Source organism: Actinophytocola oryzae, assembly GCF_004364325.1.
Lineage (GTDB): Bacteria > Actinomycetota > Actinomycetes > Mycobacteriales > Pseudonocardiaceae > Actinophytocola > Actinophytocola oryzae.
Map to the genome: position 1 here is coordinate 109,302 of NZ_SOCP01000025.1, position 26,965 is coordinate 136,266.

The following is a 26,965-nucleotide window of genomic DNA, read 5'->3' on the forward strand; positions in this document are numbered from 1 at the left end:
GACACTGAGCCGAGCTTGCGGAGCGTCCGCTGAAGGGTCAGCCCGCGGACTGGGCCTTGTGCGCGGCCGTGCGGGCCACCTTCGCCAGCTTCTTGTCCGGGTGGTGGCCACCGACGAGGGTCAGCACCTCGAAGACCGCCGGGTGGGGCAGGCGCCACGCGTCGGTCAGCGTCTCCTCCTCGCGACCCGCCGGAAGCACTTCCGCGCAGACGATCTCCACCGCGGCCGGGTTCAGCTCGCCGAGGATGTTGGCGCTCGCCGTGATCGCGTCCAGCATCCGCCAGGCCGCGTCCGCGGGGTCGAGGTCCTCGCCGAGCGCGGACTTCGCGTACGGGCGAAGCGCCGGGTCGTCCAGGACCGTCGGCCAGGGGACGTCCTGGAGCCGCCCCAGGATCGACCACGCGTAGTAGCGGCCTGCCGGGTCGGCCTCCGCCGCGGCGGCCAGCAGCTCGGCGGCCGGCTTGTCGCGGCCGTCGAGCCAGGTGTCGGCCAGCTCGGTCAGCTCCTCGCCGGTGCGGCCGCCGACGACCGTCAGCAGGTCGGCGGCGGTCATCTCGGCCGGTGGCGGCAGCAGGGGGACGTCCACGCCACCGTCGACCAGTTCCTCGCGCATGACCAGCATGCCGAGCGGGGTCAGCCGGACGGTCGTCTCGTCGACCTCGACGGCGCCGTGCTCGACGAGGCGGGCGAGCAGCGTGGTGACCGGGTCGCCGTGCTCGGCGACCCACGCGTGCCACGCCGAGTCGTCCGGGAGGTCCTCGGTCTCCATCTCGTGGGCCATCTGGCGCAGCTCGTCGATCTGCTCGCCGTGCTCCCGAGCGAGGAACAGCGGCAGCACGAGCGCCCCCGCGCCCTCGAACGTCAGCAACTGCTCACCCGCCAGCTCGGCCTCGATGGCGAGGCTCTGCAGCACCTGCGTGAACCCGAACGCCCAGGTGCCGATGTCCTCCTCGTCGTCACCCGTCGGCCACAGGTCGGGGTTCGCGTCCGCCGTCCCGTCCTCCGACGGCATCACGAGGTCGGTGGCGATGGCCGTCTCCCAGCACACGAGCAGCTCGGTCGCCGAGACGCCGAGCATCTCCGCGGCCTGCGCCGCGTCGGCCTCGACGAGGTCGCCCTCCTCGGTCAGCTCCCTGCGCTCCCCGACCCACGCGACCAGCTCGCCGACCCGCTTGAGCAGCAGGCTCTCCCGCGCCGCGGCGGCCAGCTCGGACAGCGGCGGCAGCCACACCGGAGGCAGGCGCTCCGGCAGGCCGAGTGCCTCGACGAGGTCCTCGTAACCCTCGAAGTCATCGAGATCGTCGAGGTCCTCGAAGTCCTCGATCTCGTCACCGGAGTCGCTGCCCTGCTCGACCGTCATGCGCGGCAACCTACCCGCGGCCCCCGTCACACGGCCGGGCGGTGCATCGTCGGCGCCGTGAGGTCGGCCTGGTAGTTGACGAGCTCCGCCCGTGCCGCGAAGCCGAGCTTGGTGAACATCCGCTCCGACGCCTCGTTCCCGTCCCTGATCATCGCGGCCGCCCGGTCCCGGACCCCGCCCCGTGCGGCCAGCTCGGCGAGCAGCCGCCGCACCACGGTCCTGCCCACCCCGCACGACCTGGCGTCCTCGTCGACGCCGACCACGTCCACGTAGTACTCCTCGGCCTGCGTGTACCCGGCCGCGTAGCCGAGCAGGCCGCGTTCACCGAGTAGCACCACCACCGTGTGCCGTTCGCCGGTCACGAGGTCCGCACCGGTCGTCGGTGCGTCGGGGAAACATCGGTCGTGCAGGGCGGCCACCGCGTCGCGGACCGCCGGGTCGGCGGGCAGGAGGGTCGCGCGGTCGTCCTGGCCGGGGCCGCGGACGAGCAGGCTGCGCAGTGGCGCGGCGGTGAGCGTGAAACACCTGGTCGTCATGCGGACGGGCGCGTCGTGGCGGGCGGCGAAGTCGGCGAGCAGGCGGTTGCCCCGGTGGCCGAACAGGTCGAGGCTGCGGACACCGGACAGGCGGGGCAGTCCGAGTGCGTGCGTGAGCATCGCGTCGGCCGTGGCCTGCCACACGTGACCAGCGGCCGGGTGGTTGGCGGGCACGTCCACGAACGGGCCGTACAGGTAGGCCCGCCTGCCCTCCACCTCGACGGACAGCACACCGCGCACCCTGCCGTTGCCGTCGACGGCCACCACCGCGTTGCCCGCCCAGTCGGGGGCGAGCTCGGCCAGCTCCTCGGCGACCTCGTCCTCCGTCTCGCCGTGGAAGCCGATCTGGTGCGCGGGCTCCCGTTGTAGCCGTGCGACCAGTGCGATCACGGCATCAAGATCAACCGGCATCGCATTCCTTACGTCGTACATGACCGAATCCTCATCCGTGAGCGGGGTCCGGCGCGAATGGATTACCGCCCCTTGGGGCAGTGTCCGGTGCCCTACTGGGTGTGGTCCTGTTGGGACACCCGCAACAACACCGTGACCAGCCGATACTTGGCCACGGGCCGGCACGCCGGTAATCTCCGTTCTCTTCCAATATCTGCAGAAAGGCCATGCTCGATGGCTGAATTCGACCTCAAGCGCGTCACTCCGCTGGAGTGGGCAGGCGTAGGTGCCGGTGCGCTCGCGTTCATCGTCAGTTTCTTTCCGTGGTACTCGGTCAGCTACGCGGGCTTCGGCGAGAGCCTGAGCGCGTGGAACACCGGCTTCCTGGCCTGGTTCTCGGTACTGCTGCTCATGGCCGCCGGCGGCCTCGTCCTCGCGCCGCACTTCGGCACGAAGGTCGATCGCCTGCCGCTGATCTGGCTGGTCCTCGCGGCGGTGGCCACCGTGTTCATCCTCCTCCGCTGGCTGACGCTGCCGGACGACGGTGGCCTCGGTGACCTCGGCGTGCTCGGCGACTCGGGCTTCGAGTCCGGAGCCGGGTTCGGCCTGATCGTCGGCCTGCTCCTCGGCATCGTCTCCACGGTCGCCGCCGTGCTGACATTCCGCGCGGCCCCGAAACCGGTCACCGGTTACGGGCAGAACCCGACCGTCGCCTGACGGCTCACGCTCTGGAGGGCATCCCGGGACATCGACGTCCCGTGGGTGCCCTTCGGCACGTTCCGGCCCGGTCAGGACGGCGCGGGCGCGGGCTCGGGCGCCTCCGGTCGGACCTGCTCCGCGTCGGGCTGCGCGGCCTCGAGCTGCGCGGCTGTGGCCTGCGGCTCGTCGGCGCCACGCATGCGCTGCGAGATCACCTGCGTGATGCCGTCACCACGCATGCTGACGCCGTAGAGGGCGTCCGCGATGTCCATGGTCGGCTTCTGGTGGGTGATGATGATCAGCTGCGAGTTCGCCCGCAGCTCCTGGAGCAGGCCGATCAGGCGACGCATGTTCACGTCGTCCAGGGCCGCCTCCACCTCGTCCATCACGTAGAAGGGCGAGGGGCGGGCCCGGAAGATCGCGACCAGCATGCCCACCGCGACCAGCGACTTCTCGCCACCGGACAGCAGTGACAGCCGCTTGATCTTCTTGCCCGGCGGGCGGGCCTCGACGTCGACGCCGGTGGTCAGCATGTCGTCGGGCTCGGTGAGGATCATCCGGCCCTCGCCGCCGGGGAACAGCGTCGAGAAGACGGTCTCGAACTCGCGGGCCACGTCCTCGTACGCGGACGTGAACACCTCGAGGATCTTGTCGTCGACCTCCTTGACCACGGTCAGCAGGTCGCGCCGGGTCGCCTTGAGGTCCTCCAGCTGCGTCGACAGGAACCTGTACCGCTCCTCCAGCGCCGCGAACTCCTCCAGGGCGAGCGGGTTGACCTTGCCGAGAAGCGTCAGGTCGCGCTCGGCCCGCTTGGCCCGCCGCTCCTGTGCGGGCCGGTCGAACGGCATGGACTGCGGCTCGCTGACCAGCTCACCGCGCTCCTTGGCCGCCTCGTACTCGGCCATCTCGCCCGGGCTCGGCGGCACCGGGACGTCGGGGCCGTACTCGTTGACCAGGTCGTCGAGGCCGATGCCGAAGGTCTCCGCGATCCGCGACTCGAGCTGCTCGAGCCGCAGCCGCTGCTCGGCACGCAGCACCTCGTCGCGGTGCACGGCGTCGGTCAGTTTCTCCAGCTCGGTGGACAGCTCGCGGACCCGGTTGCGGACCTCCTGCAGCATCCGCTCCCGGTCGTACCGCTGTGCCTGCACGGCGTCCCGCTCGCTCGCGGCGGCCTGCAGCGACACCGTGATCCGCTCCAGCGCCAGCTCGCCGTTCTCGACGACGGCCCGCGCCACGGCCGCGCCGTACGCCCGCTTGGCCATCGCACGCTGTGCCCGCTCGCGGGCCTCCCGCTCGGCGCGGGCCGCGCGGCGCAGCTCCTCGGCCTTGCCGTAGAGCGCGCGGTGGCGCTCCTCGGCCGTCCGCAGTGACAGCCTGGCGTCCATCTCCTGCTGGCGCGCGGTGGCCAGCTCGGCGGTCGCCTCGTCGCGCTCCGCGGTGTCCGGCTCGTCCTCCAGGACGGTCTCGTCCTCGGCGACGACCAGGCGCTCCTCCAGCTCGGCGAGCTTCGCGAGGCTCTCCTCGCGGGCCTGCTCGACGCGGGTGCGCTGGGTCTGGACACGCTCGGCCTCGGCCTGCGCGGACCGGACGGCCTGCTGCATCCTCGACAGCCGCTCTGCCGACCGGGCGGCACGGACCTTGCCCTCGTTGCGTGCCTCGGCCGCTGCCTGCGTGTCGGCCTGGCGTGCCTGCTGCTCGGCCTTGGCCCCCGCGAGCGCGGCTGAGGCCCGCTGAGCGGCGGTCTCGGCGGCGGCCAGCTTCTCGTTGGCCTCGTCGACCGCGGCCTGCACCTCGATGACGCTCTGCACGCGGGACGTGCCGCCGACCGCCCAGTGCGCGCCGAGGACGTCACCCTGGTTGGTGACCGCTCGCACCGACGGGTGGGCGTCCACCAGCATGCGGGCGATGGGCAGCGACTCGGCGACCGCGACCCGGTCCAGCGCCTGTGCGACGGCGGGCCGGAGCGTCTCGGGGGCGCGGACCAGGTCGACGGCCCAGCGCGTGCCGGGGGGCAGGGACGGCCAGCCGGACCTGTCGACGTGGCCGTAGCCGCCGACCACGATGCCCGCGCGGCCCGCGTCGGAGCCACGCAGCAGCTCCAGTGCGGCGACCGCGTCGTCACCGGAGGCCACCGCGACGGCGTCCGCGACCGGCCCCAGCGCGGCGGCCAGGGCGGCCTCGTTACCCGGCTCGACGGTCAGCAGCGCCGCGACCGAGCCGAGCAGCCCGGGCAGCCGGTCGCCCGCGGCCAGCAGCACACCCGCGCCGTCCTTGCGGTGCAGACCCATCGACAGCGCGTCGACGCGGGCCTTCCACGAGGCTATGTCCTTCTCCGCGGTCCGCTCGGCGCGGACCAGCTCCTCGACCCGGGCCTGCGCCGCCTTCTGCGCCTCCTTGGCCCGCTCGTGCCGGTCCGCGAGGCCCGCGTCGTCGGAGTCCTCGATCCCGGTCTCCTCCTGGGCCTCGGCCAGCTCGACCGCGGCGGCCTCGGCGCGCTCGGTCGCCTCGAGGAGGTTGGTGGACAGCCGGTCGATCTCCTCGGCCGTCGCGTTGGTCTTGCTGCGCAGTGCCTCGACCTGGCCTGCCAGGCGTGCGAGGCCCTCCCTGCGGTCGGCGACCGCGCGGACGGCCGCGAGGTGGGCCTTCTCCGCGGCCTGGACCTGCTGTTCCAGCTCGGCACGCCGCTCGGCCGTGTCACCGAGGAGCCCACGGGCCACCTCGACGTGCTCGCCCAGCTCGGCCTCGCGGATGGCCGTCTCCTCGGCCTCCGCCTCCAGCTCGTCGGGGTCCATGCCGCCCGACTGCGTCTCGACGGCGGCGGACATGTGCCGCTCGCGCTCGACGGCCAGCCGCACGGTGCCGCGCAGCCGCTCCTCCAGCGCGGAGAGCCGGTACCAGGTGTCCTGCGCGGCGGCCAGGCGCGGCTGGTCGACGGCGAGCTGGTCCTCCAGCTCCGACTGCCTGGCGTCGGCGACCTCGAGGTGCTGCTCGACGTCGTGCCTGCGTGCGCGGGCGGCGGCCTCGTCGGCCTGCTCCCTGGCGATCTGCGTGCGCTGGGTGACCAGGTCGTCGGCGTGCACACGCAGCCGGGCGTCGCGCAGGTCGGCCTGCACGGCCTGGGCCCTGCGGGCGATCTCGGCCTGCTTGCCGAGCGGCTTGAGCTGGCGGCGCAGCTCGGCGGTCAGGTCGGTGAGGCGGGTGAGGTTGGCCTGCATCGCGTCGAGCTTCCGCAGCGCCTTCTCCTTGCGCTTGCGGTGCTTGAGTACGCCCGCGGCCTCCTCGATGAAGGCGCGGCGCTCCTCGGGCTTGGACTCGAGGATCTGCGAGAGCTGGCCCTGACCGACGATGACGTGCATCTCCCGGCCGATGCCGGAGTCGCTGAGCAGCTCCTGGATGTCCATGAGCCGGCAGGTGTTGCCGTTGATCTCGTACTCGCTGGCGCCGTCGCGGAACATGCGGCGGGTGATCGAGACCTCGGTGTACTCGATGGGCAGCGCGCCGTCGGAGTTGTCGATGGTGAGGCTGACCTCGGCACGGCCGAGCGGGGCGCGGCCCGCGGTGCCGGCGAAGATGACGTCCTCCATCTTGCCGCCGCGCAGGTCCTTCGCGCCCTGTGTGCCCATGACCCAGCGCAGGCCGTCCAGGACGTTGGACTTGCCGGAGCCGTTGGGCCCGACGACGCAGGTGATGCCCGGCTCGAAACGCAGGGTGGTCGCCGAGGCGAACGACTTGAAGCCCTTGAGCGTCAGGCTCTTCAAATGCACGCTGGGACCTCTCAGGAAGCCGATTGCGCCACTAATCCGTTCGAGGGTACCCGGGAGGTGCTGGTGGTCGCGGGACGCGGCCGGTTGTCGCAGCTCAGCCCGGCGCTTCGATGGTCAGGGCGACCGTCTTCTTGTCGTCGAGGAGGAACTCCAGTCGCTCGATCTTGCTGCGTCTGATCGAGACGGACCCCGGGATCACGTCGTTGGCGTCGTGGTCGGTGCCCCACCAGCCCGCGATCTGGCGGTTGCCGTAGTGGTCGAAGACCACCAGGTAGCACTCGCGGTCCGGCGGCATCCCGTGGAAGGTCATCTGGAACTCGGTGCCCCACTCGCGGTCGATGAGGCGTGCCTCGACGGTGGCCGCGCCGTCCGCGGACTTCCCGGTCCAGACGACACCGTCGGCCTGCGTCGTGTCCGTGGAGTGCCGCAGCGCCTGCCAGCCGAAGATCCCCCCGGCCGCGAGGGCCACGACCGCGACGAACACCGCGGCGACGCGCCACAGTCGTCTTGACGACGGCGGCCTACCCCCTGACCTGCCGTTCGGCTTGTTCCCGGGGCGGGTGGGCGGCTCGTGCTGGTCTCCCGCGCGTGGCTGTGGGACGTGCTGGGGCAACGGGACGGGCTCGGTGACGGGCTGTGCCCTGGTGGCGACCGCGCCCATCGGCTCCGCGGTGGCGGAGGGCAGGCTGTCGGCGAAGTCCTCCGGCGCGATCTGGTTGAGCAGGCCGGGCAGCGGGGCCAGCCGGACCAGTTCGCCGCGACAGGTCGCGCAGTACGCCAGGTGCGACTCGAACGCCGACCGCTCCGCCGGGTCGAGCGCGCCGAGCAGGTAGACGCCGAGCGTCATCGTCTGCTGGCAGGTCATGGCTCGGTCACCCCCCGCTCCTCAAGGGCGTCACGCAGCGCGCGCAACGCGTAGAACGATCTCGACTTGACGGTCCCCGGCGGCACACCGAGCTTCTTCGCCGTCTCGGTGATGGTTCGCCGGTGGAAGAACAGCTCGCCGATCACCGCGCGGTGGTCGGCCGACAGCGCCCGCATCGCCTCGGCCACCTGCCAGCCCTGGAGCACCCGGTCGAAGTCGTCGATCGGGCGCGCCCAGTCCCGTTCCAGGATCGGCACCTCGTCCACCCGCGCGCTCTGCTTCCGGTAGCCGGAGACCACGAGGTTGCGGGCCACTGTGTACAACCACGGCCCCGCGTGCTCGGGGTCAAGGGAGTCGGCGTTGCGCCACGCCCTGAGCAGCGTCTCCTGCACGACGTCCTCGGCGTACTGATGGTCGCCACCGACCGCGCGCAGCACGTAGCCGTAGAGCGGTCGGCGGTACCGGTTGTAGAGCTCACGGATGAGCTCGTCTTCCTGTTCCGGGGTGTTCCCCACGCATCAGTCATACGCGATCAGGCCCAGGAAGGTTCACCGCGTCGCGCGGTCGCTGCGATGTTCGCTCCGCAAGCTCCGCTCAGCAGCGATGTTCGCTCCGCAAGCTCCGCTCAGCGCTCCACGAACCCCGTCACGTTCCCCTTGGCCTCGGACCAGCGTTCGACGACGAGGTCCACCCGGCCGGGGGTGCCGCCACCCCTCAGCAGGTCGAGCAGCTGCTCGCAGGTCGGCCTGGCGCCTTCGGCGACGACCTCGACGCGGCCGTCCCGCAGGTTGCTCGCGTAGCCCTGCAGGCCCAGCTCAGAGGCCCTGCCGCGGGTCCACCAACGGAAGCCGACGCCCTGGACGTGGCCGTGTACCCATGCGGTGAGTCGTACGTTCGGTGACATTTCCGCTCGCGTGAGATAGCAGTCGGTGAGGGTGATAACTTGCCCCGCTGTGACCGGTCGGTCGCGGAGTGATCGTAGGAGGGCGCCGAGATGCTCGGACCTGATGACCGGATGGACGAAGGGCCGCCCTCCGACGAGGGTAGCGTCATGCGCCGTATGCCGTACCTGGCGCTCGGCGTGGCCGGTGTCGTCGTGTCCACCGCCTTCGCCACGGTAGCCATGCTGGCAGGCGGGAGCGCCGACGACGCGCAGCCGGAGCGGACCAGCCAGGACTCGGTCCAGGTACAGGACGAGGAAACCACCTCCGACGGCAGCGGCACCTCCCTGAGCACCACTCCCACCACGACCACCACCGAGTCGTCGTCCGCCGGGTCGTCCACCACGACCACCACCACGACGACGAAGAAGTCGAGCACCAAGCCGACCACCACCACGCAACAGACACAGCCCACGAACCAGCCGCCGCCGAACACCGGCACCACCACGACGACGACGAAGACGACCACCACGACGACGACCACGACGACGACCACCACGACGGATGACCCGCCGCCGAGCAGCTAGCCCCGGTGCCACGAAGGACGCCTTCGTAACACCCCCCGTGCACCGAAGGACGCCTTCAGTACGCCCACCGCAACGAAGGACGCCTTCAGTACACCCGGCGTGGCGAGGACGCCGTCAGTACGCACCGAAGGACGCCTTCGTAACGCCCCATGCACCGAAGGACGCCTTCAGTACGCCCGACGTGACGAAGGACGCCTTCAGTACCCTTCGTCGCAGGTGAGCACGGTCACGCGGGGTTGTTTCCGTAGATCAATCGTCACCCGGTCGTTATCAAATTCGGTCTTTGGTGGTAACTTCCCGCGCCATGCGTGCGCGAAGACCTGTTCTGCCGGCACTCACCGCCGTGTTCGCGGGGGCGCTCGTCGCCGGTGCTGCGACGCTGCTCTCCGGGCACACGGACCAGACGAGCGCGGACCAGGGCCTGCTCGGCCTGGACGGCACCAGCACGCAGCGGCCCGACTCCGCCGGTGGCCGATTACGCCAGCCCGAGACGACGTCCACCCGCGCGTCGTCCTCGGACTCGGACCCGACCTCCCCCACCAGCACCACGCAGCAGCCGCCCGCCACGACCACCACCACCGAGGCCCCGGCCCCGCCACCCGCCGAGACCGACGACCCCCCGCCCGCGCCGCCCGCACCGGACCTCTCGGCGCAGGAGCAGGTCGTCAGCCTCACCAACAACGAGCGCGGGCAGGCCGGGTGCGATCCGCTCACCATCGACGCCGACATCACCGCCGCCGCGCAGGGGCACGCGTCCGACATGGCCGAGCGTGACTACTTCGAGCACACGACCCCCGACGGGGTCACGTTCGACCAGCGGATCCGCAACGCCGGCTACGCGAGCCCCGGAGCGGAGAACATCGCCAAGGGCGCCGACACCGCGGCGCAGGTGGTCGAACTGTGGATGAACTCTCCCGGCCACCGGGCGAACATCCTGAACTGCGACCTGAAGACGATCGGCATCGGCCTGGATCGGGACGGGTTTTACTGGGTGCAGGATTTCGGTTTCTGATCCCACGCGTTGTCCCCGTCACAAAAAAACTGTGACAAAACAGCTATGGCGACGCGCACGGGCGGGTACCCCGGAACACACGTGTACCACGGTAGTTACGTCACGGAAGCGGCCGGTATGAGGAGACTTACATGGTGACGTTTGGCCTGGACATCTCCCACCACCAAGACGCTGGACTCGACCTCGCGCAATGTCGCAGGGAGGGTGTCGAATTCGTATTCATCAAAGCAACCGAGGGCTCGACATTCGTCGACGCGGAGTTCGGGGCGAACCTGGCGGAGGCACGCAACGCCGGGCTGCTGGTCTGCGCCTACCACTACGTGCGCAGCAACGCCTCGGCAGCGGCGCAGGTGGCGAACGTGCTGCGTGTCGTGCCCCGCGACGTGCCGGTCATCCCGGACGTCGAGGCCAACTCGGGCAGCCTCGCGCTCACCCGCGACGTCGTCAACCAGCTCCGCGCCGCCGGTTACGTCGTGCCGCTGACCTACCTCCCGCGCTGGTACTGGCAGCAGATCGGCTCGCCGTCGCTGGCGGGCCTGCCACCCCTGTGGTCGAGCCGCTACCCCGACAACGTCGTCGGCTCGATCGCCGACGAGTGGGCCGACGTGCCCGCCAGCTACTGGACCGGCTACGGGGGTCTTGACGTCGCCGTCCTGCAGTTCACCAGCTCGGCCCGCATCGCCGGGCACCAACCCCTCGACGCGAACGCCTACCGCGGCACTCGCGAACAGCTCGCCGCACTGCTCGGTTCCCAGGAGGAGGAAGACCCCATGAAGAGCCTGATTCTGGCCCGCGAGGCGGGCGGCGACGCCATCTGGGTCGGTAACGGCATCACCCGACGGCACGTCGCCGACACCAAGGAGCTCGAAGGTCTCCAGTTCTGGATAGGCCAGAAGGGCGGCGACCCTTCCGTCCACGACTTCGCCGACCTGCGTGTCCTCGGCGTCGACGTGGAGGAGGAGCTGCCCGCGAAGGTCGACCTGGACTACGACCGGCTCGTCACGGACGTGGTCGACCGGCTCGCCGCCCGGCTGAACACGCTGCGGTTCGCCGCGGAGGCCGAGGCCGTCAAGAGCCAGTGACCGGCACCGGTCACCGAGCTGCCTCCCGCACCAGGCAGAACGGGTGACCGGCCGGGTCGGCGTAGGTGTGCCACGACGACCGCGAGTCGTCCAGGACGGTGGCGCCTGCCGCCACCGCCTCCCGCCCAGCGGCGGCGAGGTCCGGCACGCCGAGGTCGAGGTGCGACTGCTGGGGGTGCCGGGGATCGGGCCAGCGCGGCGGCCGGTGGTCGGCGACCCGCTGGAAGCACAGCACGAGCCCACCCGGCAGGTGGAGGGTCGACCAGCCGCCGCCGAGCGACCACCGCCGGTCCGGCCGGTTCACCTCGCCGCCGAGGAGCACGGCGTGGAAACGCGCCAGCTCCTCGTCGTCGGCACAGTCGAGGACGACACACCGCAGGCTCGCGGTCACCCGGGCATCCTGCCGAACGTCTCGGCGTGGTCTGCCACCCACTCCGCGAAGGGCCGTGCCGGCGTGCCCGTCACGTCCTCGACCGTCGCCGTGACGGCAGGCCTGCGCGGCATCACGGCGTAGGTGTCCAGCAGAACGTCCACGAAGGACTCCGGCAGTCCGTCCGCCACGAGCTGCGTGCGTGCCCGCGCCCTCGGCAGCTCGACCCACCGCAGCGGCCTGCCGAGCACCTCGCCGATGATCCGCACCTGCTCGACCTGGGTCAGCGCCTCGGGTCCGGTGAGGTCGAACGTCTCGCCGACGCGACCGTCGAGCAGCGACCGCACCGCGACCGCCGCGATGTCCGCCTCGTGCAGCATCGCCATCGCGAGGTCTCCGTGCGCGCCCCGGACCTCGTCGCCTGCCCGCAGCTGCCGTGCCCACCACAGCGCGTTGACGGCGAAGGTGCTCGGCCGGACCATCGTCCACCGTGGACAGCTCGACACGAGGTCCGCCTGCCGCCCCATGCTGAGGTCCGCCACCCCGCCAGACCCGAGGAAGACGACGTGCCTGCCGCCGACCGCGTCGAGCACGCCGGGCAGCGCGGCGCCCGAACGCAGGGGCCACACGAGGAAGACCGCGTCGACGCCTCGGAGGTCGAGCGGCTCGCGGAGGTCGCCGCGCACCACCTCCACCCCGTCCGGGAAGTCCACCGCGCCACGGGCCAGCGCCCGCACCGGCACCCCAGCCGCACACAGCTGCGCCACCACCTGCCGACCGACGTTGCCGGTCGCTCCCGTCACCAGAATCATGCCGCCACGAAACGCCATGGCCGCCGCAGCCTCCAGTCAACGGCGGATCGGCGCCGGAATCCGTCAGCGAGCTACGGTCGAGGCATGGAATCCGTCGACGATGTCGATCGCGGCCTCATCCACGCACTCCACCTCGACGTCCGCGCCCCCTTCTCGGTCATCGCGGACGTGCTGGGTGTCTCGGAGAACACCGTGGCACGCCGCTACAAACGCCTGCGCCAGGCCGGAGTCCTCCGCGTCGTCGGCTCGGTCAACGGGTTCCTCCTCGGCCGCATGTCGTGGACCATCCGCGTCCGCTGCACCCCGGACGTCGCCGCGCCCATCGCCTCGGCGCTCGCGCGGCGCCCCGACACGTTCTGGGTGCACATCCTCTCCGGCGGCACCGAGATCTCCTGCAACCTCCAGGCGGCCGACACCGCGACGAGGGACACCCTGCTGATGGACAAGCTCCCCCGCAGCACCCGGGTGCTCGACGTGACCGCACACGCCATCCTCGGCGGCGCGGCGACGGAATGGGCGGGCATCCGCCACCTCACCAGGGCACAGGCCAGAAGGCTCGCCCCGGAACCACCCACGAACGAGCCGTTGCGGCTCGACGCGGAGGACCACGCCGTCCTCGCCGCCCTCGCCAAGGACGGGCGCACCCCCTACACCGCGCTCGGCCCGTCGGAGTCGGCCGCCCGCAGACGTGTCGCCAGGCTGCGGCGGGCCGGGGTCCTGGTGCTCGACCTCGACGTCCGCCCGGAGGCGCTCGGGCACCACGCCGAGGCCCGGCTCTGGCTGACCGTCCGGCCCGCCGCGCTGAAGGCCACCGCCGACACCGTCGCGGCGCACCCCGAGACGTCGTTCGCCGCCGTCACGACCGGCCGCACGAACCTCGTCGCGACGGTCGTCTGCCGCGACGCGGGCGATCTCTACCGCTACCTGACCGAACGCGTCGGCGGTCTCGACGACGTGCACACCGTCGAGACCGCGCCGCTCATGCGCACGGTCAAGCGGTCAGGTCTCGAACCGGTACCCCATGCCGGCCTCGGTCAGCAGGTGCCTGGGGTGTGACGGCCTCGGCTCCAGCTTGCGCCGCAGCTGCGCCAGGTACACGCGGAGGTAGTGGGTCTCCGAGGCGTACCCCGGCCCCCACACCTCGGCCAGCAGCTGCTTCTGGGCCACCAGCTTTCCCCGGTTGCGCACGAGCAGTTCCAGCACACCCCACTCGGTGGGGGTCAGGTGCACCTCCGCGCCGTCACGCAGCACCTTCTTCGCGGCGAGGTCCACCGTGAAGGCCGGCGTGACGACCACCGCCTCCTCCCCCGATGCCGACGGCGCCGACGCACGACGGACGGCGGCACGCAGCCGCGCGAGCAGCTCGTCCATGCCGAACGGTTTGGTCACGTAGTCGTCGGCGCCCGCGTCCAGTGCGGACACCTTGTCGCCGGAGTCGGTGCGTGCCGAGAGCACGATGATCGGCGTGCTCGTCCAGCCGCGGAGGCCCTCGATGACCGCAGAGCCGTCCATGTCCGGCAAGCCGAGGTCCAGCACCACGACGTCGGGTCGGGCACTGGCCGCGACCTGGAGCGCCTGCTGCCCGTTCTCCGCCGTCGACACCTCGTAGCCACGCGCGGTCAGGTTGATCCGCAGCGCACGCACGATCTGCGGCTCGTCGTCGACCACCAGCACCCTCGTCATGAAACCCCGCCCCCGTCGACCGGAAGGGACAACACCACCGTGAGCCCACCTCCCGGCGTGTCCTCGGTCCTGATCGTCCCACCCATGGCGTCCATGAAACCCCTTGCCACCGACATGCCGAGCCCGATCCCGCCCTTCGTGCCGCTGAACCGCTTGAACGGCGCGAACATCGCGTCCGCGGCACCCTTCGGCAGTCCCCTGCCGTGGTCGACGATCCGCAGCTCCACCCGGTCGGAGTGCGCGCTCGCGCGGATCGCGATCGCGGGCTCCGCCGGTGGCACGGCCCGGTCGAGCCCCGGTGTGCCGTGCCGCAACGCGTTGTCGACCACGTTGGCCACCACCCGTTCGAGCAACCCGGCGTCGGCGAGCACCGGGGGCAGGCGCTCGTCGACGTCCACCGCGATCGCCGACCAGCCGTCCATGCCGGCGAGCGCGCGGGCGACCACCTCGTCGTAGGTGACCGACCGCAGCCTCGGCACCACGGCACCCGTCGCGAGCCGGGACGAGTCCAGCAGGTTCGCGACGATCCCGGACAGCCGGTCGGCCGACTCCTCGACGTCGGCGAGCAGCTCCGCGGTGTCCTCGTCGGACAGCGCGAGATCCGGCGCACGCAGGCTGCCGATCGCCGCCTTGATCGACGTGAGCGGCGTGCGCAGGTCGTGGCCGACCGCCGACAGCAGTGCCGTGCGCAGCTCGGTCGCGTCCGCACGCCGCTTGGCCGTCGCCGCCTCGGCCGCCATCCGCTGCTGCCGGAGTGCCAGCAACGCCTGTCCCGCAACGGTTTCCAGCACGCCTCGGGTCTCGGCGGGCAGCGCCCGACCCCGCAGCGCGAGGTGCACGTCCGGGGTCACCACGACGTCGACGTCCGCATCGTCCGGGGCGTCGCACGGGGACGGTCCGACGCACGCGACCCGGCGCCACTCCCCGGACGTCTTCTCCAGCAACGCGACCGACGACAGCCCGAAGTTCTCCCGCACCTTCGACAGCAGCCGGTCGAGCGGGTTCGGCGACAGGAGGACCGTGCGTGCGTAGGAGGTCAGCAGCGCCGCCTCCGTCCGCGCCTCCGTGGCCTGGACAGTCCGCCTCGCCGCCCGGTCCACGACGACGGCCACGAGCGCGGCGACGAGCACCATCGCCAGCAGTGTCACCAGGTTCTCGGGGTCGGCGATGGTCAGCGTGAACACCGGCTCGGTGAAGAACCAGTTGAGCAGCATCCCGGACAGCACCGCGGCCAGCATGGCCGGGCCGAACCCGCCGACGAGCGCGACGATCACGATCACCAGGAAGTACCCGACCGCGTCCGTCGACAGCGAGACCCCCCTGCCGATCAGCAGGCCGAGCCCGGTCGCGAGCACGGGCAGCAGCACCGCCGCGGCCCAGCCGGTGATCCGCCTGGACAGGCCCAGCGGACTGCGCTCGCGGCGTGGCCGCCAGCCGCGGCCTGCCTCGGAGTGGGTGACCGTGTGCACGTCGATCGCGCCGGAGCGCCGCACGACGGTCGCGCCGATGCCCTCGTCGAACAGCCGCGCGAGCCGCGACCGCCGGGACGTGCCGAGGACGAGCTGTGTCGCGTTCACGCCGCGCGCGAAGTCCAGCAACGCGTCCGGCACGTCGTCGCCGACGACCGTGTGGAAGGTCGCGCCGAGGTTCTTGGCGAGCCCGCGCATGTGCGTCAGTGCCCCCGGCGACGCGCCTGCCAGCCCGTCGCCACGCAGGATGTGCAGCACCATCAGCTCCGCACCCGCCCGTGCCGCGATGCGGCTCGCGCGACGGACCAGCGTCTCGGTCTCCGGGCCGCCCGTGACCGCGACCACGACCCGCTCTCGGGCCTCCCACGTGTCGGTGATGCTCTGCTCGGCCCGGTAACGCTGCAGCGCCACGTCGACCTGGTCGGCCACCCACAGGAGTGAGATCTCACGCAGAGCGGTGAGGTTGCCGGGGCGGAAGTAGTTGCTCAGCGCGGCGTCGACCTTGCGGGCCGGGTAGACGTTGCCGTGCGCGAGGCGACGCCGCAGTGCCTCCGGCGTGATGTCGACCAGCTCCAGCTGCTGGGCACCGCGGACCACGGCGTCCGGCACGGTCTCCTGCTGCCGCACGCCCGTGATGCGCTCGACGACGTCGTTGACGCTCTCCAGGTGCTGCACGTTCAGCGTGGTCAGCACGTCGATGCCCGCGTCGAGCAGTTCCTCAATGTCCTGCCAGCGCTTGGCGTTGCGGCTGCCGGGGATGTTGGTGTGGGCGAGCTCGTCGACGAGCGCGACCTCCGGTTCACGTGCCAGCACCGCGTCGAGGTCCAGCTCCTCGAACTCCGTGCCCCGGTAGGTCATCGTCCTGCGTGGCACCATCTCCAGGCCTTCGAGCAGCCGGTCGGTCCGGTACCGCTCGTGTGTCTCGACGAGGCCGACGACCACGTCGGTGCCCCGTTCGAGACGCCGGTGTGCCTCGCCGAGCATCGCGTAGGTCTTGCCGACGCCCGGTGCCGCACCGAAGTAGATGCGCAGCTCACCGCGTCTGGGCTCGTCGCGTCGCGGTGCGTCCGCAGGCTCCGCGCTCGCCTCTGTCCCGACTGCCACGCGATCAGTGTGCGCCAGGCCGGCCACGCGTGGCACGTGGCGGACACCTCGCCGCAAGAAGGAAATTGCCGAACGCAACTTTTGTGCGGAGAACTACGATTGAAGCAACCATGACTGACCTCCCCAGACCTCGGCGGCTCCGTGCGGACGCGGCCCGCAACCGCGACCAGATCCTGCGTGCCGCCGTCGACCTGCTGGTCGAGGTGGGCCCCACGGTCGCGCTGGAGGCCGTCGCGAAGCGGGCCGGGGTGAGCACCGCCACGCTCTACCGGCACTTCCCGGACCGGGCGGTCCTCCTGCGCCACGTGGCCGTCGACCTGCTGGAACAGTCGGCGACCGCAGCGCAGGTGGAGGAGGCGGACGCCTTCACCGCTCTCGCCGCCTACCTGCACACCGCCATCGACCTCCGCATGGGCGTGATCATGCCGATGCTCGCCGACGTGATCGCGGGCGACGACCAGCTGTTCGCCGCCCGCGACGAGGCGCGGCGCTCGCTGGCGGCGCTGGTGCGGGCGGCCCACGACGAGGGCTCGCTACGTCCGGACGTCGGTCCGGGGGACATCGGCCTGCTGGTGATCCGGCTGGCACAGCCGCTGCCCGTCCCGATCGTCGCCGCCGCCAACCACAGGCTCAGCCACCGGCACGCCGAGCTGGTCCTGGACGGGTTGCTGCGTTTCCTGGCCGTCGACTCGCTGCGTGACCGGCCGCTGGCGCTGGACGAGCTGGACCCGGTGCCCTCGGACGGCGACGAGCCGGTCTGGGTGGACCCGCGCGGCTACTGGGGCGAGCCCGGGGTCACGCCCGCCGCTGACAGCGAGGACAGAAGTAGGAGGACCGGTTCATGAACGGCTCGCGCCGCACCGCCGTCCCGCAGCGGGGACAGGGCAGCCCTTCCTGGCCGTAGACCGCGAGCGACCGGTCGAAGTAGCCGGACTGCCCGTTCACGTTGACGTACAGGGCATCGAACGACGTGCCGCCCTGGCCGAGCGCCTCCCGCATGACGTCGGTGGCCGCGGTGAGGACCTCGGTCGCCTTCCCGGCGGAGAGCCGCTCGGTCGCGCGGGACCAGTGCAGGCGCGCCCGCCACAACGCCTCGTCCGCGTAGATGTTGCCGATGCCCGAGACGAGGGACTGGTCCAGCAGCGCCCGCTTCAGCTCGGTCTTCTTCCTGCGCAGCGCGGCGACCGTGGCGTGGCCGTCGAACCTGGGGTCCATGGGGTCACGCGCGATGTGCGCGATCGCGGACGGCAGCGCCGTCTCGTCGACCGTGACGAGGTCGTCGACGAGGAAGCCGCCGAACGTGCGCTGGTCGACGAACCGCAGCTCGGGTCCGTCGTCGGCGAAGCGGAACCGCACCCGCAGGTGCTTCTCGTCCGGTGCGCCGTCGGGTTGCACGAGCAGCTGACCGCTCATGCCGAGGTGCGCGAGCAGGGCAAGGCCCTCGGACAGCTCGAGCCACAGGTACTTGCCGCGCCTGCGAGTGGCGACGATCTTGCGTCCGGCGAGACGGCCGGTGAAGTCGCCCGCGCCGAGCAGGTGGCGCCGGATGGCCCTCGGGTGGTGGACCTCGACCTCGGACAGCGTGCGGCCGGTGACGTGTGCGTCCAGACCCACCCGGACGACCTCGACCTCGGGAAGCTCGGGCACTTTACTTGCCGTCGTTGTTCTTCTCGGTGTTGATCAGCTCGTTGAGGGTCCGCCAGGCGGCCTCCGCGGCCTTCTGCTCGGCTTCCTTCTTGGTGGTGCCGTCGCCGCTGCCCCGGTCCTGCCCCGCGACGATCACCGTGGCGGTGAACTCCTTGCGGTGGTCGGGACCTTCCTCCTGGACGCGGTACTCGGGCACGCCGAGGCTCGCCTGTGCCGTCAGCTCCTGGAGCGACGTCTTCCAGTCGAGGCCTGCGCCGAGCAGCGGCGCCTCCTTGAGGAGCGGGTCGAACAGCCGGTGCACCAGCTCGCGCGCGGTGTCGATGCCGTGCTCGAGGTACACCGCGCCGATCACGGCCTCCATGCCGTCGGCCAGGATGCTCGCCTTGTTCCTGCCGCCGGTGAGCTCCTCGCCCTTGCCGAGCAGCAGGTGCGCACCGAGACCACCGTCGCCGAGACCCCTGGCCACGCCCGCCAGCGCGTGCATGTTCACCACGCTGGCCCGCAGCTTCGCCAGATGTCCCTCCGGCAGGTCCGGGTGCGTCTTGTACAGGTGGTCCGTCACCACGAGGCCGAGTACGGCGTCACCGAGGAACTCGAGGCGCTCGTTCGGCGGCAGGCCGCCGTTCTCGTAGGCGTACGAACGGTGCGTCATGGCAAGCTTCAGCAGCTCGGCGTCCATTCCGACGCCGAGCGCCTCGAGCAGCTTCTCGGGGTCGGCCGAAGGACCCCTGGCCGCTCTGCTCGCCACTACTGCCTACCGTCAGGCCGGCTCGGTGATCTGGCGACCGCCGTACTGACCGCAGTGCGGGCACACGACGTGCTGGGGCTTGGGCTTGCGGCACGCCCGGTTGTTGCACTCCACCAGGTGGACGGCACTGGTCTTCCACTGCGAACGGCGCGAGCGCGTGTTCGAACGCGACATCTTCCGCTTGGGGACGGCCACGACTGCTTCTCCTTCAACGTTCCTGGTGGTGACCGGACAGCCGTCAGGCGTCTCGATCAGGGCGGAACCGCTCCGTGAGCGCGGCCCACCGAGGGTCAATCGTCTCATGCCGGTGATCGGGTCCGAGATCGGCCCACCTTCCACCGCATTCCGGGCACAGACCCGGGCAGTCCTCACGGCACAGCGGCGCGGCCGGGAGGGCCAGAACGATCGCGTCCCGCACCACCGGTTCCAGGTCGACCTTGTCGTCGACCAGCCGGAACACCTCGTCGGAGTCCGTGGTCTCCTCGGTGATCGAGTCCGGGTAGGCGAACAGCTCGGTGAACTCGACCTCGACGTCGTGGTCGTCGGCCGAGATCGGGTCGAGGCACCGCGCGCACTCCCCGGCCACCGGCGCGGCGGCCGTGCCGGAGACCAGCACGCCCTCGACGACGGACTCGAGGAGGACGTCCAGCTCCACGTGCGCGCCCTTGGGCACGGCGATGACGCCCTCGACCCCGAGCGGGACCTGGACCTCGACGTCCCTGGCCAGCTTTCGGGAGAGGCCGGGCCGCCGGCCCAGCTCCCTGGTGTCGAGGACCCACGGGCTGTTGCGTTGTTCGGACATGGCGAACGAGGGTCCCTGTAGTTCGAGAGGTGCCGCGACCGCGGTTCCGTACCAGGGTACGCGGGTCAGGCCGAGTAATCGAACGGGGCGGCCGACGCGGGTTCCGGGGCGGGCGGCAGCGGCACCGCCCCGCTGCGCAGGTGCGCACGACCCTTGCTGACCGTCCTGATCGTGTGGGACAGCAGGTCCGCGAACTCGGCGAGCTTGCCGTCCACGTACTCGTCGCACTCGCCGCGCTGGCGGGTCACCTCGTCGGCCGTGGCGTCCATGATCCGCGCCGACTCCAGGTGCGACGCCTGCACGACCTCGGTCTGCGCGACGAGCCTCGCCTGTTCCATGCGGCCGTCCGCGACCGAGCGCTCGTAGGACTCGCGGCCTGCCTGGATCATCCGGTCGGCCTCGATCTGCGACCTGTTGACGAGGTCGTCGTACTTGGCCTGGCCCGCCGCGATCGTCCGGTCCGCGTCGGCCCTCGCGTCGTCGACGAGCCGGTCCGCGTGGGCCTGCGCCTCGGCGACGAGCCGCTGTGCCTCGGCGCGGGCCTCCGCGAGCGTCTGCTCGGCCTCGAGGTTGGCCTTGCTGATCGTCTGTTCCGCCTGGTGCTCGGCCTGACCGACGATCTCGTCCTTGCGGTCGAGCACGTCCTGCGCGTCGTCGACCTCACCCGGCAGCGCGTCCCGCACCTCGTCGAGCAGTTCGAGGATGTCCCCCCTCGGCACGACGCAGCTCGAGGTCATCGGCACACCGCGTGCCTCCTCCACGATCGTGACCAGCTCGTCGAGGGCCTCGAAGACCTTGTACACGTTGCGTCTCCCTCCATAACCGCGCTCCCTAGTCTGCCTTTTGTCGCGGGGTTGGCGGTGGAGGTTCCGCTGGTCGGTGTGTCAGTCCGTGATCACTTCCACGAACGTCACGTAGCGGTCGGGGGTGTAGTAGTACTCGCCGTCCCCTCCGGTGACCAGGCGCCGGTCGCCCTTGCCGGACGTGCCGGGCGTCGGCACCGTGTACAGGTGGTAGTAGTCGGTGGCACAGGCAGGCAGGACGCCCTCGCGGTTCTGGTAGACCGTGCCGTCGTCGGGGAAGGGGAACGGGCCGCCGCGTTCCACCAGCGCGATGGTGCTCGCCACCTGCGCCGGGAGGCTGCCGACGGGTCGCTGGGCGACGTCCGCGTCACCGCAGGCGGGCTGGCCGCCGCCGAGGTCGACGATCGAGAAGCTCGCGTAGTGGTCGTCGGTGTAGAAGTGCTCACCGGCCGTCCCGGTGACGATGCGGCGGGCGCCGCGGTCCGGGCTGCCGGGCGTCTTCACGGTGTACTCGTGGTAGTAGCCGGTGGCACAGGCGGGGAGGATGCCCTCGCGGTTCTGGAAGACCGTGCCGTCCTGCGGGTACGGGAACGGGCCTCCCCTCTCGATCAGCTCGACGGTGTCGGCCGCCTGCGCCGGGAGGCTCGACAGCGAGACCTCGTCGTAGCCGGAGGTGTCACCGCAGGGTGGTTGTACCACCTCGGCGGCGTAACTCGGAAGGGTGAGGCCGAGAAACGCCATCGCGGCCATCAGCAGGGGAAGCAGCGTTCTCACACGCCTTGATGTGACGTTGCTCATTTTCCGACCGTAACTCGATCGGGTGACGTCGGTTACCGCCGATCGACTGCTGTTCAATGGCGGCATGGTCGAGATCAGGCGCGCGGTCGCCGCCGACGTGGCGGCCATCGTCGAGATGCTCGCGGACGACCCGCTGGGCGCCCGGCGGGAGCGGCCCGGCGACGCCGCCTACGCGAAGGCGTTCGAGGAGATCGACGCCGACCCCCGGCAGTGGCTGGTGGTCGCGGCCGACGGGGCCGAGGTGGTCGGCACGCTGCAGCTCACCTTCATCCCGGGCCTGTCCCGCCTCGGCTCGACCCGCGCGCTGATCGAGGCCGTGCGGGTGCGGGGCGACCAGCGCGGCTCCGGCCTCGGCGGCGAGCTGGTCCGCTGGGCCGTCGACACCGCCCGTGAACAGGGTGCCGCGCTCGTCCAGCTCACCACGGACGCGAGCCGCACCGACGCCCACCGGTTCTACGAACGGCTGGGCTTCCGGGCAACGCACGTGGGCATGAAGCTGGTCTTCTGAGCTAGGCGTCCCGCGCCAGGCGAGCCATCAAGCGCCGGTGGACGGGCTCGGAGAGCAGGTGCCGGACGTCACCCCCGTAGGTGGCGACCTCCTTGACCAGCGAGCTGGACAGGAAGCTGTTCTCCGGCTTGGTCGGCATGAACAGCGTCTCCACGCCGGTCAGCTGCTGGTTCATCTGGGCCATCTGCAGCTCGTAGTCGAAGTCGCTGACCGCGCGAAGGCCCTTCACGATGGCCTGGATGTCGTTCTGGCTGCAGTACTCGACCAGCAGGCCGTGCCACGAGTCGATCCGGACGTTGGGCAGGTGGGACACCGCCTCGGTGAGCAGCTCCATCCGCTCCTCGACCGCGAACAGGCCCTTCTTGCTCTTGTTGACGAGCACCGCGACGACGACCTCGTCGAACAGGAACGCGGCTCTCTCCAGGATGTCCAGGTGACCGTTGGTCGGCGGGTCGTAGGAACCGGGACAGACGGCACGCCTCATGGGCGAAAGTTATCAGTCCTCACCAGCGACTACCCGTTGACGGTGTTCCTGGTCACGCTCGCGCCCAGTGCAGCGACGTCTCGCCGTAGTGGCGGACCTTCAACGGCGCCAACGGTTCGGGCCAGGCCAGGTCCGCCGCCCGCCGCGAGCGCTCGACGATCACCAGCGCGCCGGGGGCGAGCCAGCCCTCCGACACCAGCAGGCGCAGCTCGAGGCCGAGGTCCTCGACCACGTACGGCGGGTCGGCGAGGACCAGGTCGAACGGGGTGGGCGTGCCCGCCGCCAGCACCCCCGCCACCTTGCCGGCACGCACCTCGCCCGGCAGGCCGACGGCCGCGACGTTCTTGCGCAGGACCGAGAGCGCACCGCTCGCGGACTCCACGAACAGGGTGGACTCAGCGCCCCGGGACAGGGCCTCCAGTCCCAGTGCGCCGGTGCCCGCGTACAGGTCGAGCACGCGGGCGCCGTCGAGGTCCACTGCGGACTGCACCGCGCTGAACAACGCCTCACGCACCCGGTCCGACGTCGGTCTGGTCCCCTTGGCCGGCACGGCCAGCCGCCGGCCGCCCGCGATGCCCGCCACGATCCTCGTCACGTGGCCATCGTCTCACCGGTCGCATGAGCGACGGAGCGTGCGCCCGTCTGGACTGAGGAACGATGCCGAGCACGCGACGAGGGAAGACGGCGTGCCAGCGGTTCAGTCCTCAGGGTGTCCACCCCCTCCTCCGCGAATTCGCGTAGGCTCGCTCTTCCGAATCCAACAAACGTGGGCAACACCGGGAGCGGTGCGTGTCGCAGACCTCCGACAGGCAGACCGAGATAGCGGTCGAACAAGCCCACGTCGACGTCGTCTACCAACGCGTCGACGAGATGCGCGGCGAGGCTCGGGCCATGCGCGTCAGGGGCGACGAACTCGCGCACGGGGCGCGCAACGAGGCGATCTTCGAGCAGGCCGCCATGCTGTTCGAGCGGGACGTGATGGTGCGCCACGCCACACAGATCCTGCGCAGCCTCGACGCCGAGCACGAGGGGCTCGTGTTCGGCAGGCTCGACGACACCGACGGCGAGACGATGTACGTCGGCCGCCTCGGCATCAGGGACGTGAACTTCGACAACCTGGTCACCGACTGGCGCGCGCCTGCCGCCGCCGCGTTCTACCAGGCGACGGCCGAGCAGCCGATGAACGTCGTGCGCCGCCGCGTCATCCGGTCGACCGGGCAGTCCGTTGTGGATATCGACGACGACCTGCTGGCGCCCGAGAAGCGGCCGGAGGACATGGCCGTGGTCGGCGAGGGCGCGCTCATGGCGTCGCTCACCCGCGCCCGCGGCGACCGGATGCGCGACATCGTGGCCACCATCCAGCGCGAGCAGGACGAGGCGATCCGCGCGCCGTGGAAGGGCGTCACCGAGATCACCGGCGGCCCCGGCACCGGCAAGACGGCGGTCGCGCTGCACCGCGTCGCCTACCTGCTCTACCGGGACCGGCGTCGCATGGGCGGCTCCGGCGTGCTCGTCATCGGGCCCTCCCCCGCCTTCACCTCCTACATCTCCCGGGTCCTGCCCTCAATGGGCGAGGACACGGTCGAGCTGCGCTCGCTCGGCGAGGTGCTCGACGGCGCCCACGCGGTCGGTGTGGACTCCGCCGAGGTGACGCGGGTCAAGGGCTCGCTGCGGATGCGCCGGGTGCTCAAGCGGGCACTGCGGGAGGACCCGCCGGACGTGCCCGCCGAGCTGCGCATCACCTTCCGCGGCGAGGTGCTCAAGCTCGACGGGCGGGACCTCGCGAAGGTCCGCCACGCCGTGCACTCGATGGGCAGGCCACCGAACCAGTCCAGGGTGGACGCCGCCGAGGCGTTGCTGGAAGCGTTGTGGCGCAAGGCCGAGTCCTACGGGCTCGGGTTCGACCGCAAGGAGCTGGTCACCGAGCTGGGTGAGCGGATCGAGTTCCACCGGTTCGTCGTCGTGTTCTGGCCGCTCATGACCGAGCGGGAGGCGCTGCGGCTGCTGGCCGACCGCGACCGGCTGGCCCACGCCGCCGGGCGTGCGCTGAACGCACACGAGGTCGACCTGCTCGTGGCGTCGTGGGCCGACCCGAACGCGGGCCCGACCGTCGCGGACATCGCGTTGCTCGACGAGCTGCGGGGGCTGCTCGGCCCGCTGCCCAAGCGCCACCGGCGCCGGGTCCAGCAGCAGGCCGCCGCGGAGCACCAGGAGTGGTCGGAGTCACCGCGCCGGGGCGAGCACTACGACGAGTACGCGCACATCGTGATCGACGAGGCCCAGGACCTGTCCCCCATGCAGTGGCGGATGGTCGGGCGGCGCGGCAAGTACGCGAGCTGGACCGTGGTCGGCGACCCGCTGCAGAGCTCGTGGCCGGACGAGGGCGAGGCCACGTCGGCCCGCACTGCCGCACTCGGTGCCCGCACGCAGCGCAGGCAGTTCCAGCTGCGCACGAACTACCGCAACTCGGCGGAGATCTTCGAGCTGGCCGCGCAGGTGGTCACCGACGTGGCCATGCCGGGCCAGCTGCCGCACGCGGTGCGCAGCACGGGCGTGAAGCCGTCGGTGCGGGTCGTCGCGCCCGCCGAGCTGGCCGAGCAGCTGCTCGTCGCGACCCGGCAGCTGCTCGACGAGATGGACGGCACGGTCGGCGTGATCACCTCGTCCAGCCGCGTCGGGCAGGCCAGGCGGATCCTCGCGGCGATCGACCACGAGCGGCTGCACGTCGTCGACGGCCTGGAGGCGAAGGGCCTCGAGTACGACGCGGTGGTGCTGGTCGAACCGACCGAGCTGGTGACGGAGTCGACGACCGGGCCCAGGACGCTGTACGTGGCGCTCACCCGTGCGACCCAGCGCCTGACCGTGCTGACGAGCGATCCCGCCTGGCCCTGACGGGGAATGCCGCCGGGCAGGCGCGCGTTGGCGGACGGTATGGACGAAGAGAAGGCCGTCTCCGTGGAGGAGACCGGCGAGACGCCCGTGCTGGTGTCGCTCGGTGACCCGAACGTGCCGGTGTGCGAGGACGGGAGCTGCGCGCTGTGAAGATCGAGGTCTGGTCGGACATCGTCTGCCCGTGGTGCTACATCGGCAAGCGGCGGCTGGAGTCCGCGCTCGCCGGCTTCGACCACGACGTCGAGGTGGAGTGGAAGAGCTTCCAGCTCGACCCGGAGTACCCGCGCGGCAAGGCGGTCCCGGTGTACGACGCGCTGGCGGAGAAGTTCGGCGGGCAGATCAGGGAGATGACCCAGCGGGTCATCGAGCTGGCGGAGGTCGAGGGCCTGCACTACGACTACGACCACGCGGTCATGGTCAACACCTTCGACGCCCACCGCCTCGCCCACCACGCCAAGTCGCAGGGCCTCGGCCCGGAGATGCACGAGCGGCTCATGCGGGCACAGCTCGTCGAGGGCGAGACCCTCAACGACGTGGACACGCTGGTGCGCCTTGCCGAGGAGATCGGCGTCGAGGGCGCGGGCCCGGTGGTGACCAGCGACAAGTACACCGCCGAGGTCGAGGCCGACATCCAGGAGGCACGCCTGCTCGGCGCGAACGGCGTGCCGTTCTTCGTGCTGGACCGCAAGTACGGCGTCTCGGGTGCGCAGCCGGTGGAGGTTTTCGAGCAGGCTCTGCGGACCGCGCACGAGAACGCCTAGGAACCGGGGCGGCTCAGCACCAGTTGATCGGGTTGCCGGTCTCGACGGCCGCCGCGAAGAGGCGGCGTAACGCGTAGACGGAGAACCGGTAGTCGTGCAGCGTGGGGGGCCGGGTCCGGGTCTCCAGGTTGGCGGGCACGCGCTCCGGGCCCACGCCGGGATAGCCGATGGGACCGATCGGCAACGTCACCTCGTGGGTGCCGTCGGCGAAGCGGACCGAGGGTGGCGTCGTGTCGTCTCCCGGGTCGACCACCTCCTGGGTGAAACGGGTCGCGCGGAACAGCTCGACGTCACCGTCCTCGCAGGCGCGGCGGACGAAGAAGCCACCCAGGTCAACGCCCATGCCCAGGTCAGCCGCCTGTTCGACCGCGCGGCCGTAGGCCTCGTCCCAGATCACCACGTCGGTGCCTGCCTCGTACAGCAGCGCGTCGTCCTCGATGAAGGCCCGTTGGATGAAGTAGTCCACCTCGGCCAGCGCCGCCTGCCCGAGTTCAGCGGGTACGGGGGCCGCGTTCAACTGGGACAACACGTGTTCCAGGACCGGGAAGTGCTGCCGGCCCAGCTCCTCCATCTCGCTGCTGAACCTGCCGAGAAACCCGTGGTTGGCCACCCGTTCCGTGATGAACTCCATCTCGCGGTGGGGGCACGCCCGCTGCAGCCATTCGTTCAGGACCAGGCGTCGCCGCCAGTCGCCGTCGGACACGTCCCAGCAGCCGTCCCGGTCGACGACGATGTCGGAAAGCTCGGCAGGCGGGCGTGCCCTGCCGTCCCTGAGGCAGTTGCAATGGACGTATCCGCTGACTCCCATGACCGGCATTGTGGGAGTGCCCGGCGGGACGCGGTCATCCGTTTCCCCTTCAGGACAGCACGACACGGTACTTCCTCGGTGGTGGCGTGTGCGGCCGTCC

At 71.2% G+C, this 26,965-nt stretch carries 28 protein-coding genes; 9 read left to right on the top strand and 19 right to left on the bottom strand.

Going from position 1 to position 26,965, the window contains the following annotated elements:
- Positions 1–37 precede the first annotated feature (37 nt).
- Together CLV71_RS42780 and CLV71_RS42785 are read right to left on the bottom strand one after the other, a co-directional pair.
- Entirely contained in the window at positions 38–1,360 is a 1,323-nt protein-coding gene (locus CLV71_RS42780) for a hypothetical protein (RefSeq protein WP_133908686.1), read from the bottom strand.
- 26 nt (positions 1,361–1,386) lie between these two features.
- Positions 1,387–2,307: a GNAT family N-acetyltransferase gene (locus CLV71_RS42785; protein WP_133908687.1), complete on the bottom strand. Its 921-nt coding sequence runs from the start codon at positions 2,305–2,307 to the stop codon at positions 1,387–1,389.
- Between the two features lie 213 nt (positions 2,308–2,520).
- Here CLV71_RS42785 and CLV71_RS42790 point away from each other — a divergent pair, with 213 nt between their 5' ends.
- The gene (locus tag CLV71_RS42790; RefSeq protein ID WP_133908688.1) at positions 2,521–3,003 is read left to right on the top strand and encodes a DUF5336 domain-containing protein; all 483 of its coding nucleotides are present in this window, start codon (positions 2,521–2,523) and stop codon (positions 3,001–3,003) included.
- A gap of 71 nt (positions 3,004–3,074) precedes the next feature.
- Here the strand turns inward: CLV71_RS42790 and smc are convergent, their stop codons facing one another.
- The 4 genes from smc to CLV71_RS42810 form a co-directional block, all read right to left on the bottom strand.
- A complete protein-coding gene (smc, locus tag CLV71_RS42795; RefSeq protein ID WP_133908689.1) occupies positions 3,075–6,749 on the bottom strand; it encodes a chromosome segregation protein SMC in 3,675 nt (1,224 codons plus the stop codon).
- Positions 6,750–6,843: 94 nt separating this feature from the next.
- On the bottom strand, positions 6,844–7,614 hold the full coding sequence (locus tag CLV71_RS42800; protein ID WP_133908690.1) for an anti-sigma factor family protein: 771 nt from the start codon (positions 7,612–7,614) through the stop codon (positions 6,844–6,846).
- Positions 7,611–8,129, bottom strand: a complete 519-nt coding sequence (locus tag CLV71_RS42805; RefSeq protein ID WP_133908691.1) for a sigma-70 family RNA polymerase sigma factor — start codon at positions 8,127–8,129, stop codon at positions 7,611–7,613. Before CLV71_RS42805 ends, CLV71_RS42800 begins: the two co-directional genes overlap by 4 nt.
- A 110-nt stretch (positions 8,130–8,239) precedes the next feature.
- Positions 8,240–8,518, bottom strand: a complete 279-nt coding sequence (locus CLV71_RS42810; protein WP_133908692.1) for an acylphosphatase — start codon at positions 8,516–8,518, stop codon at positions 8,240–8,242.
- Between the two features lie 147 nt (positions 8,519–8,665).
- Between CLV71_RS42810 and CLV71_RS48950 the strand changes: the two genes are divergently transcribed.
- From CLV71_RS48950 to CLV71_RS48955, 3 genes are all read left to right on the top strand, one after another.
- On the top strand, positions 8,666–9,082 hold the full coding sequence (locus tag CLV71_RS48950) for a hypothetical protein (RefSeq protein WP_208298006.1): 417 nt from the start codon (positions 8,666–8,668) through the stop codon (positions 9,080–9,082).
- A 304-nt stretch (positions 9,083–9,386) separates the two neighbouring features.
- A complete protein-coding gene (locus CLV71_RS42820) occupies positions 9,387–10,094 on the top strand; it encodes a CAP domain-containing protein (RefSeq protein ID WP_133908693.1) in 708 nt (235 codons plus the stop codon).
- Positions 10,095–10,225: 131 nt separating this feature from the next.
- Positions 10,226–11,176: a glycoside hydrolase family 25 protein gene (locus tag CLV71_RS48955; RefSeq protein WP_208298007.1), complete on the top strand. Its 951-nt coding sequence runs from the start codon at positions 10,226–10,228 to the stop codon at positions 11,174–11,176.
- A gap of 10 nt (positions 11,177–11,186) precedes the next feature.
- Here the strand turns inward: CLV71_RS48955 and CLV71_RS42830 are convergent, their stop codons facing one another.
- Together CLV71_RS42830 and CLV71_RS42835 are read right to left on the bottom strand one after the other, a co-directional pair.
- On the bottom strand, positions 11,187–11,567 hold the full coding sequence (locus CLV71_RS42830; RefSeq protein WP_133908694.1) for a VOC family protein: 381 nt from the start codon (positions 11,565–11,567) through the stop codon (positions 11,187–11,189).
- Complete coding sequence (locus CLV71_RS42835; RefSeq protein WP_133908695.1) at positions 11,564–12,358, bottom strand: NmrA family NAD(P)-binding protein; 795 nt, start codon at positions 12,356–12,358, stop codon at positions 11,564–11,566. Before CLV71_RS42835 ends, CLV71_RS42830 begins: the two co-directional genes overlap by 4 nt.
- Positions 12,359–12,442: 84 nt before the next feature.
- Between CLV71_RS42835 and CLV71_RS42840 the strand changes: the two genes are divergently transcribed.
- Complete coding sequence (locus CLV71_RS42840; protein ID WP_133908696.1) at positions 12,443–13,414, top strand: Lrp/AsnC family transcriptional regulator; 972 nt, start codon at positions 12,443–12,445, stop codon at positions 13,412–13,414.
- On the opposite strand, the gene CLV71_RS42845 is transcribed toward CLV71_RS42840, so the two are convergent.
- Positions 13,358–14,041, bottom strand: a complete 684-nt coding sequence (locus CLV71_RS42845; protein ID WP_133908697.1) for a response regulator — start codon at positions 14,039–14,041, stop codon at positions 13,358–13,360. The two genes, CLV71_RS42840 and CLV71_RS42845, sit on opposite strands and share 57 nt — an antisense overlap.
- Positions 14,038–16,614, bottom strand: a complete 2,577-nt coding sequence (locus CLV71_RS42850; RefSeq protein ID WP_243867338.1) for a sensor histidine kinase — start codon at positions 16,612–16,614, stop codon at positions 14,038–14,040. The genes CLV71_RS42845 and CLV71_RS42850 overlap by 4 nt, the downstream gene beginning before the upstream one ends.
- 110 nt (positions 16,615–16,724) lie before the next feature.
- On the opposite strand from CLV71_RS42850, the gene CLV71_RS42855 reads away from it, so the two are divergent.
- Entirely contained in the window at positions 16,725–17,459 is a 735-nt protein-coding gene (locus tag CLV71_RS42855) for a TetR/AcrR family transcriptional regulator (RefSeq protein WP_133908698.1), read from the top strand.
- Here the strand turns inward: CLV71_RS42855 and mutM are convergent.
- The 6 genes from mutM to CLV71_RS42885 all read right to left on the bottom strand — a co-directional run bounded on the left by mutM (position 17,410) and on the right by CLV71_RS42885 (position 21,388).
- Positions 17,410–18,261, bottom strand: coding sequence for a bifunctional DNA-formamidopyrimidine glycosylase/DNA-(apurinic or apyrimidinic site) lyase (gene mutM / locus CLV71_RS42860; RefSeq protein ID WP_133908699.1), 852 nt, complete (start codon positions 18,259–18,261; stop codon positions 17,410–17,412). The genes CLV71_RS42855 and mutM overlap by 50 nt on opposite strands.
- 1 nt (position 18,262) lies before the next feature.
- The gene (gene rnc, locus CLV71_RS42865) at positions 18,263–18,940 is read right to left on the bottom strand and encodes a ribonuclease III (protein WP_243867354.1); all 678 of its coding nucleotides are present in this window, start codon (positions 18,938–18,940) and stop codon (positions 18,263–18,265) included.
- An 81-nt stretch (positions 18,941–19,021) separates the two neighbouring features.
- On the bottom strand, positions 19,022–19,204 hold the full coding sequence (gene rpmF, locus CLV71_RS42870; protein ID WP_133908701.1) for a 50S ribosomal protein L32: 183 nt from the start codon (positions 19,202–19,204) through the stop codon (positions 19,022–19,024).
- A 43-nt stretch (positions 19,205–19,247) separates the two neighbouring features.
- Positions 19,248–19,811, bottom strand: coding sequence for a YceD family protein (locus tag CLV71_RS42875; RefSeq protein WP_133908702.1), 564 nt, complete (start codon positions 19,809–19,811; stop codon positions 19,248–19,250).
- A gap of 65 nt (positions 19,812–19,876) precedes the next feature.
- On the bottom strand, positions 19,877–20,614 hold the full coding sequence (locus tag CLV71_RS42880) for an SPFH domain-containing protein (protein WP_133908703.1): 738 nt from the start codon (positions 20,612–20,614) through the stop codon (positions 19,877–19,879).
- An 81-nt stretch (positions 20,615–20,695) separates the two neighbouring features.
- The gene (locus tag CLV71_RS42885) at positions 20,696–21,388 is read right to left on the bottom strand and encodes a guanyl-specific ribonuclease (RefSeq protein ID WP_341771716.1); all 693 of its coding nucleotides are present in this window, start codon (positions 21,386–21,388) and stop codon (positions 20,696–20,698) included.
- Between the two features lie 88 nt (positions 21,389–21,476).
- Between CLV71_RS42885 and CLV71_RS42890 the strand changes: the two genes are divergently transcribed.
- Positions 21,477–21,920: a GNAT family N-acetyltransferase gene (locus CLV71_RS42890; RefSeq protein ID WP_133908705.1), complete on the top strand. Its 444-nt coding sequence runs from the start codon at positions 21,477–21,479 to the stop codon at positions 21,918–21,920.
- A 1-nt stretch (position 21,921) separates the two neighbouring features.
- Here the strand turns inward: CLV71_RS42890 and coaD are convergent, their stop codons facing one another.
- The gene (gene coaD, locus CLV71_RS42895; RefSeq protein ID WP_133908706.1) at positions 21,922–22,404 is read right to left on the bottom strand and encodes a pantetheine-phosphate adenylyltransferase; all 483 of its coding nucleotides are present in this window, start codon (positions 22,402–22,404) and stop codon (positions 21,922–21,924) included.
- Positions 22,405–22,456: 52 nt separating this feature from the next.
- Complete coding sequence (rsmD, locus tag CLV71_RS42900) at positions 22,457–22,999, bottom strand: 16S rRNA (guanine(966)-N(2))-methyltransferase RsmD (protein ID WP_133908707.1); 543 nt, start codon at positions 22,997–22,999, stop codon at positions 22,457–22,459.
- Positions 23,000–23,193: 194 nt separating this feature from the next.
- On the opposite strand from rsmD, the gene CLV71_RS42905 reads away from it, so the two are divergent.
- The gene (locus tag CLV71_RS42905) at positions 23,194–25,296 is read left to right on the top strand and encodes a HelD family protein (RefSeq protein ID WP_133908708.1); all 2,103 of its coding nucleotides are present in this window, start codon (positions 23,194–23,196) and stop codon (positions 25,294–25,296) included.
- Positions 25,297–25,442: 146 nt separating this feature from the next.
- The gene (locus tag CLV71_RS42910; protein ID WP_133908709.1) at positions 25,443–26,057 is read left to right on the top strand and encodes a DsbA family oxidoreductase; all 615 of its coding nucleotides are present in this window, start codon (positions 25,443–25,445) and stop codon (positions 26,055–26,057) included.
- 13 nt (positions 26,058–26,070) lie between these two features.
- Here CLV71_RS42910 and CLV71_RS42915 read toward each other — a convergent pair whose 3' ends face one another.
- A complete protein-coding gene (locus CLV71_RS42915; RefSeq protein ID WP_133908710.1) occupies positions 26,071–26,865 on the bottom strand; it encodes a hypothetical protein in 795 nt (264 codons plus the stop codon).
- Between the last annotated feature and the right edge of the window lie 100 nt (positions 26,866–26,965).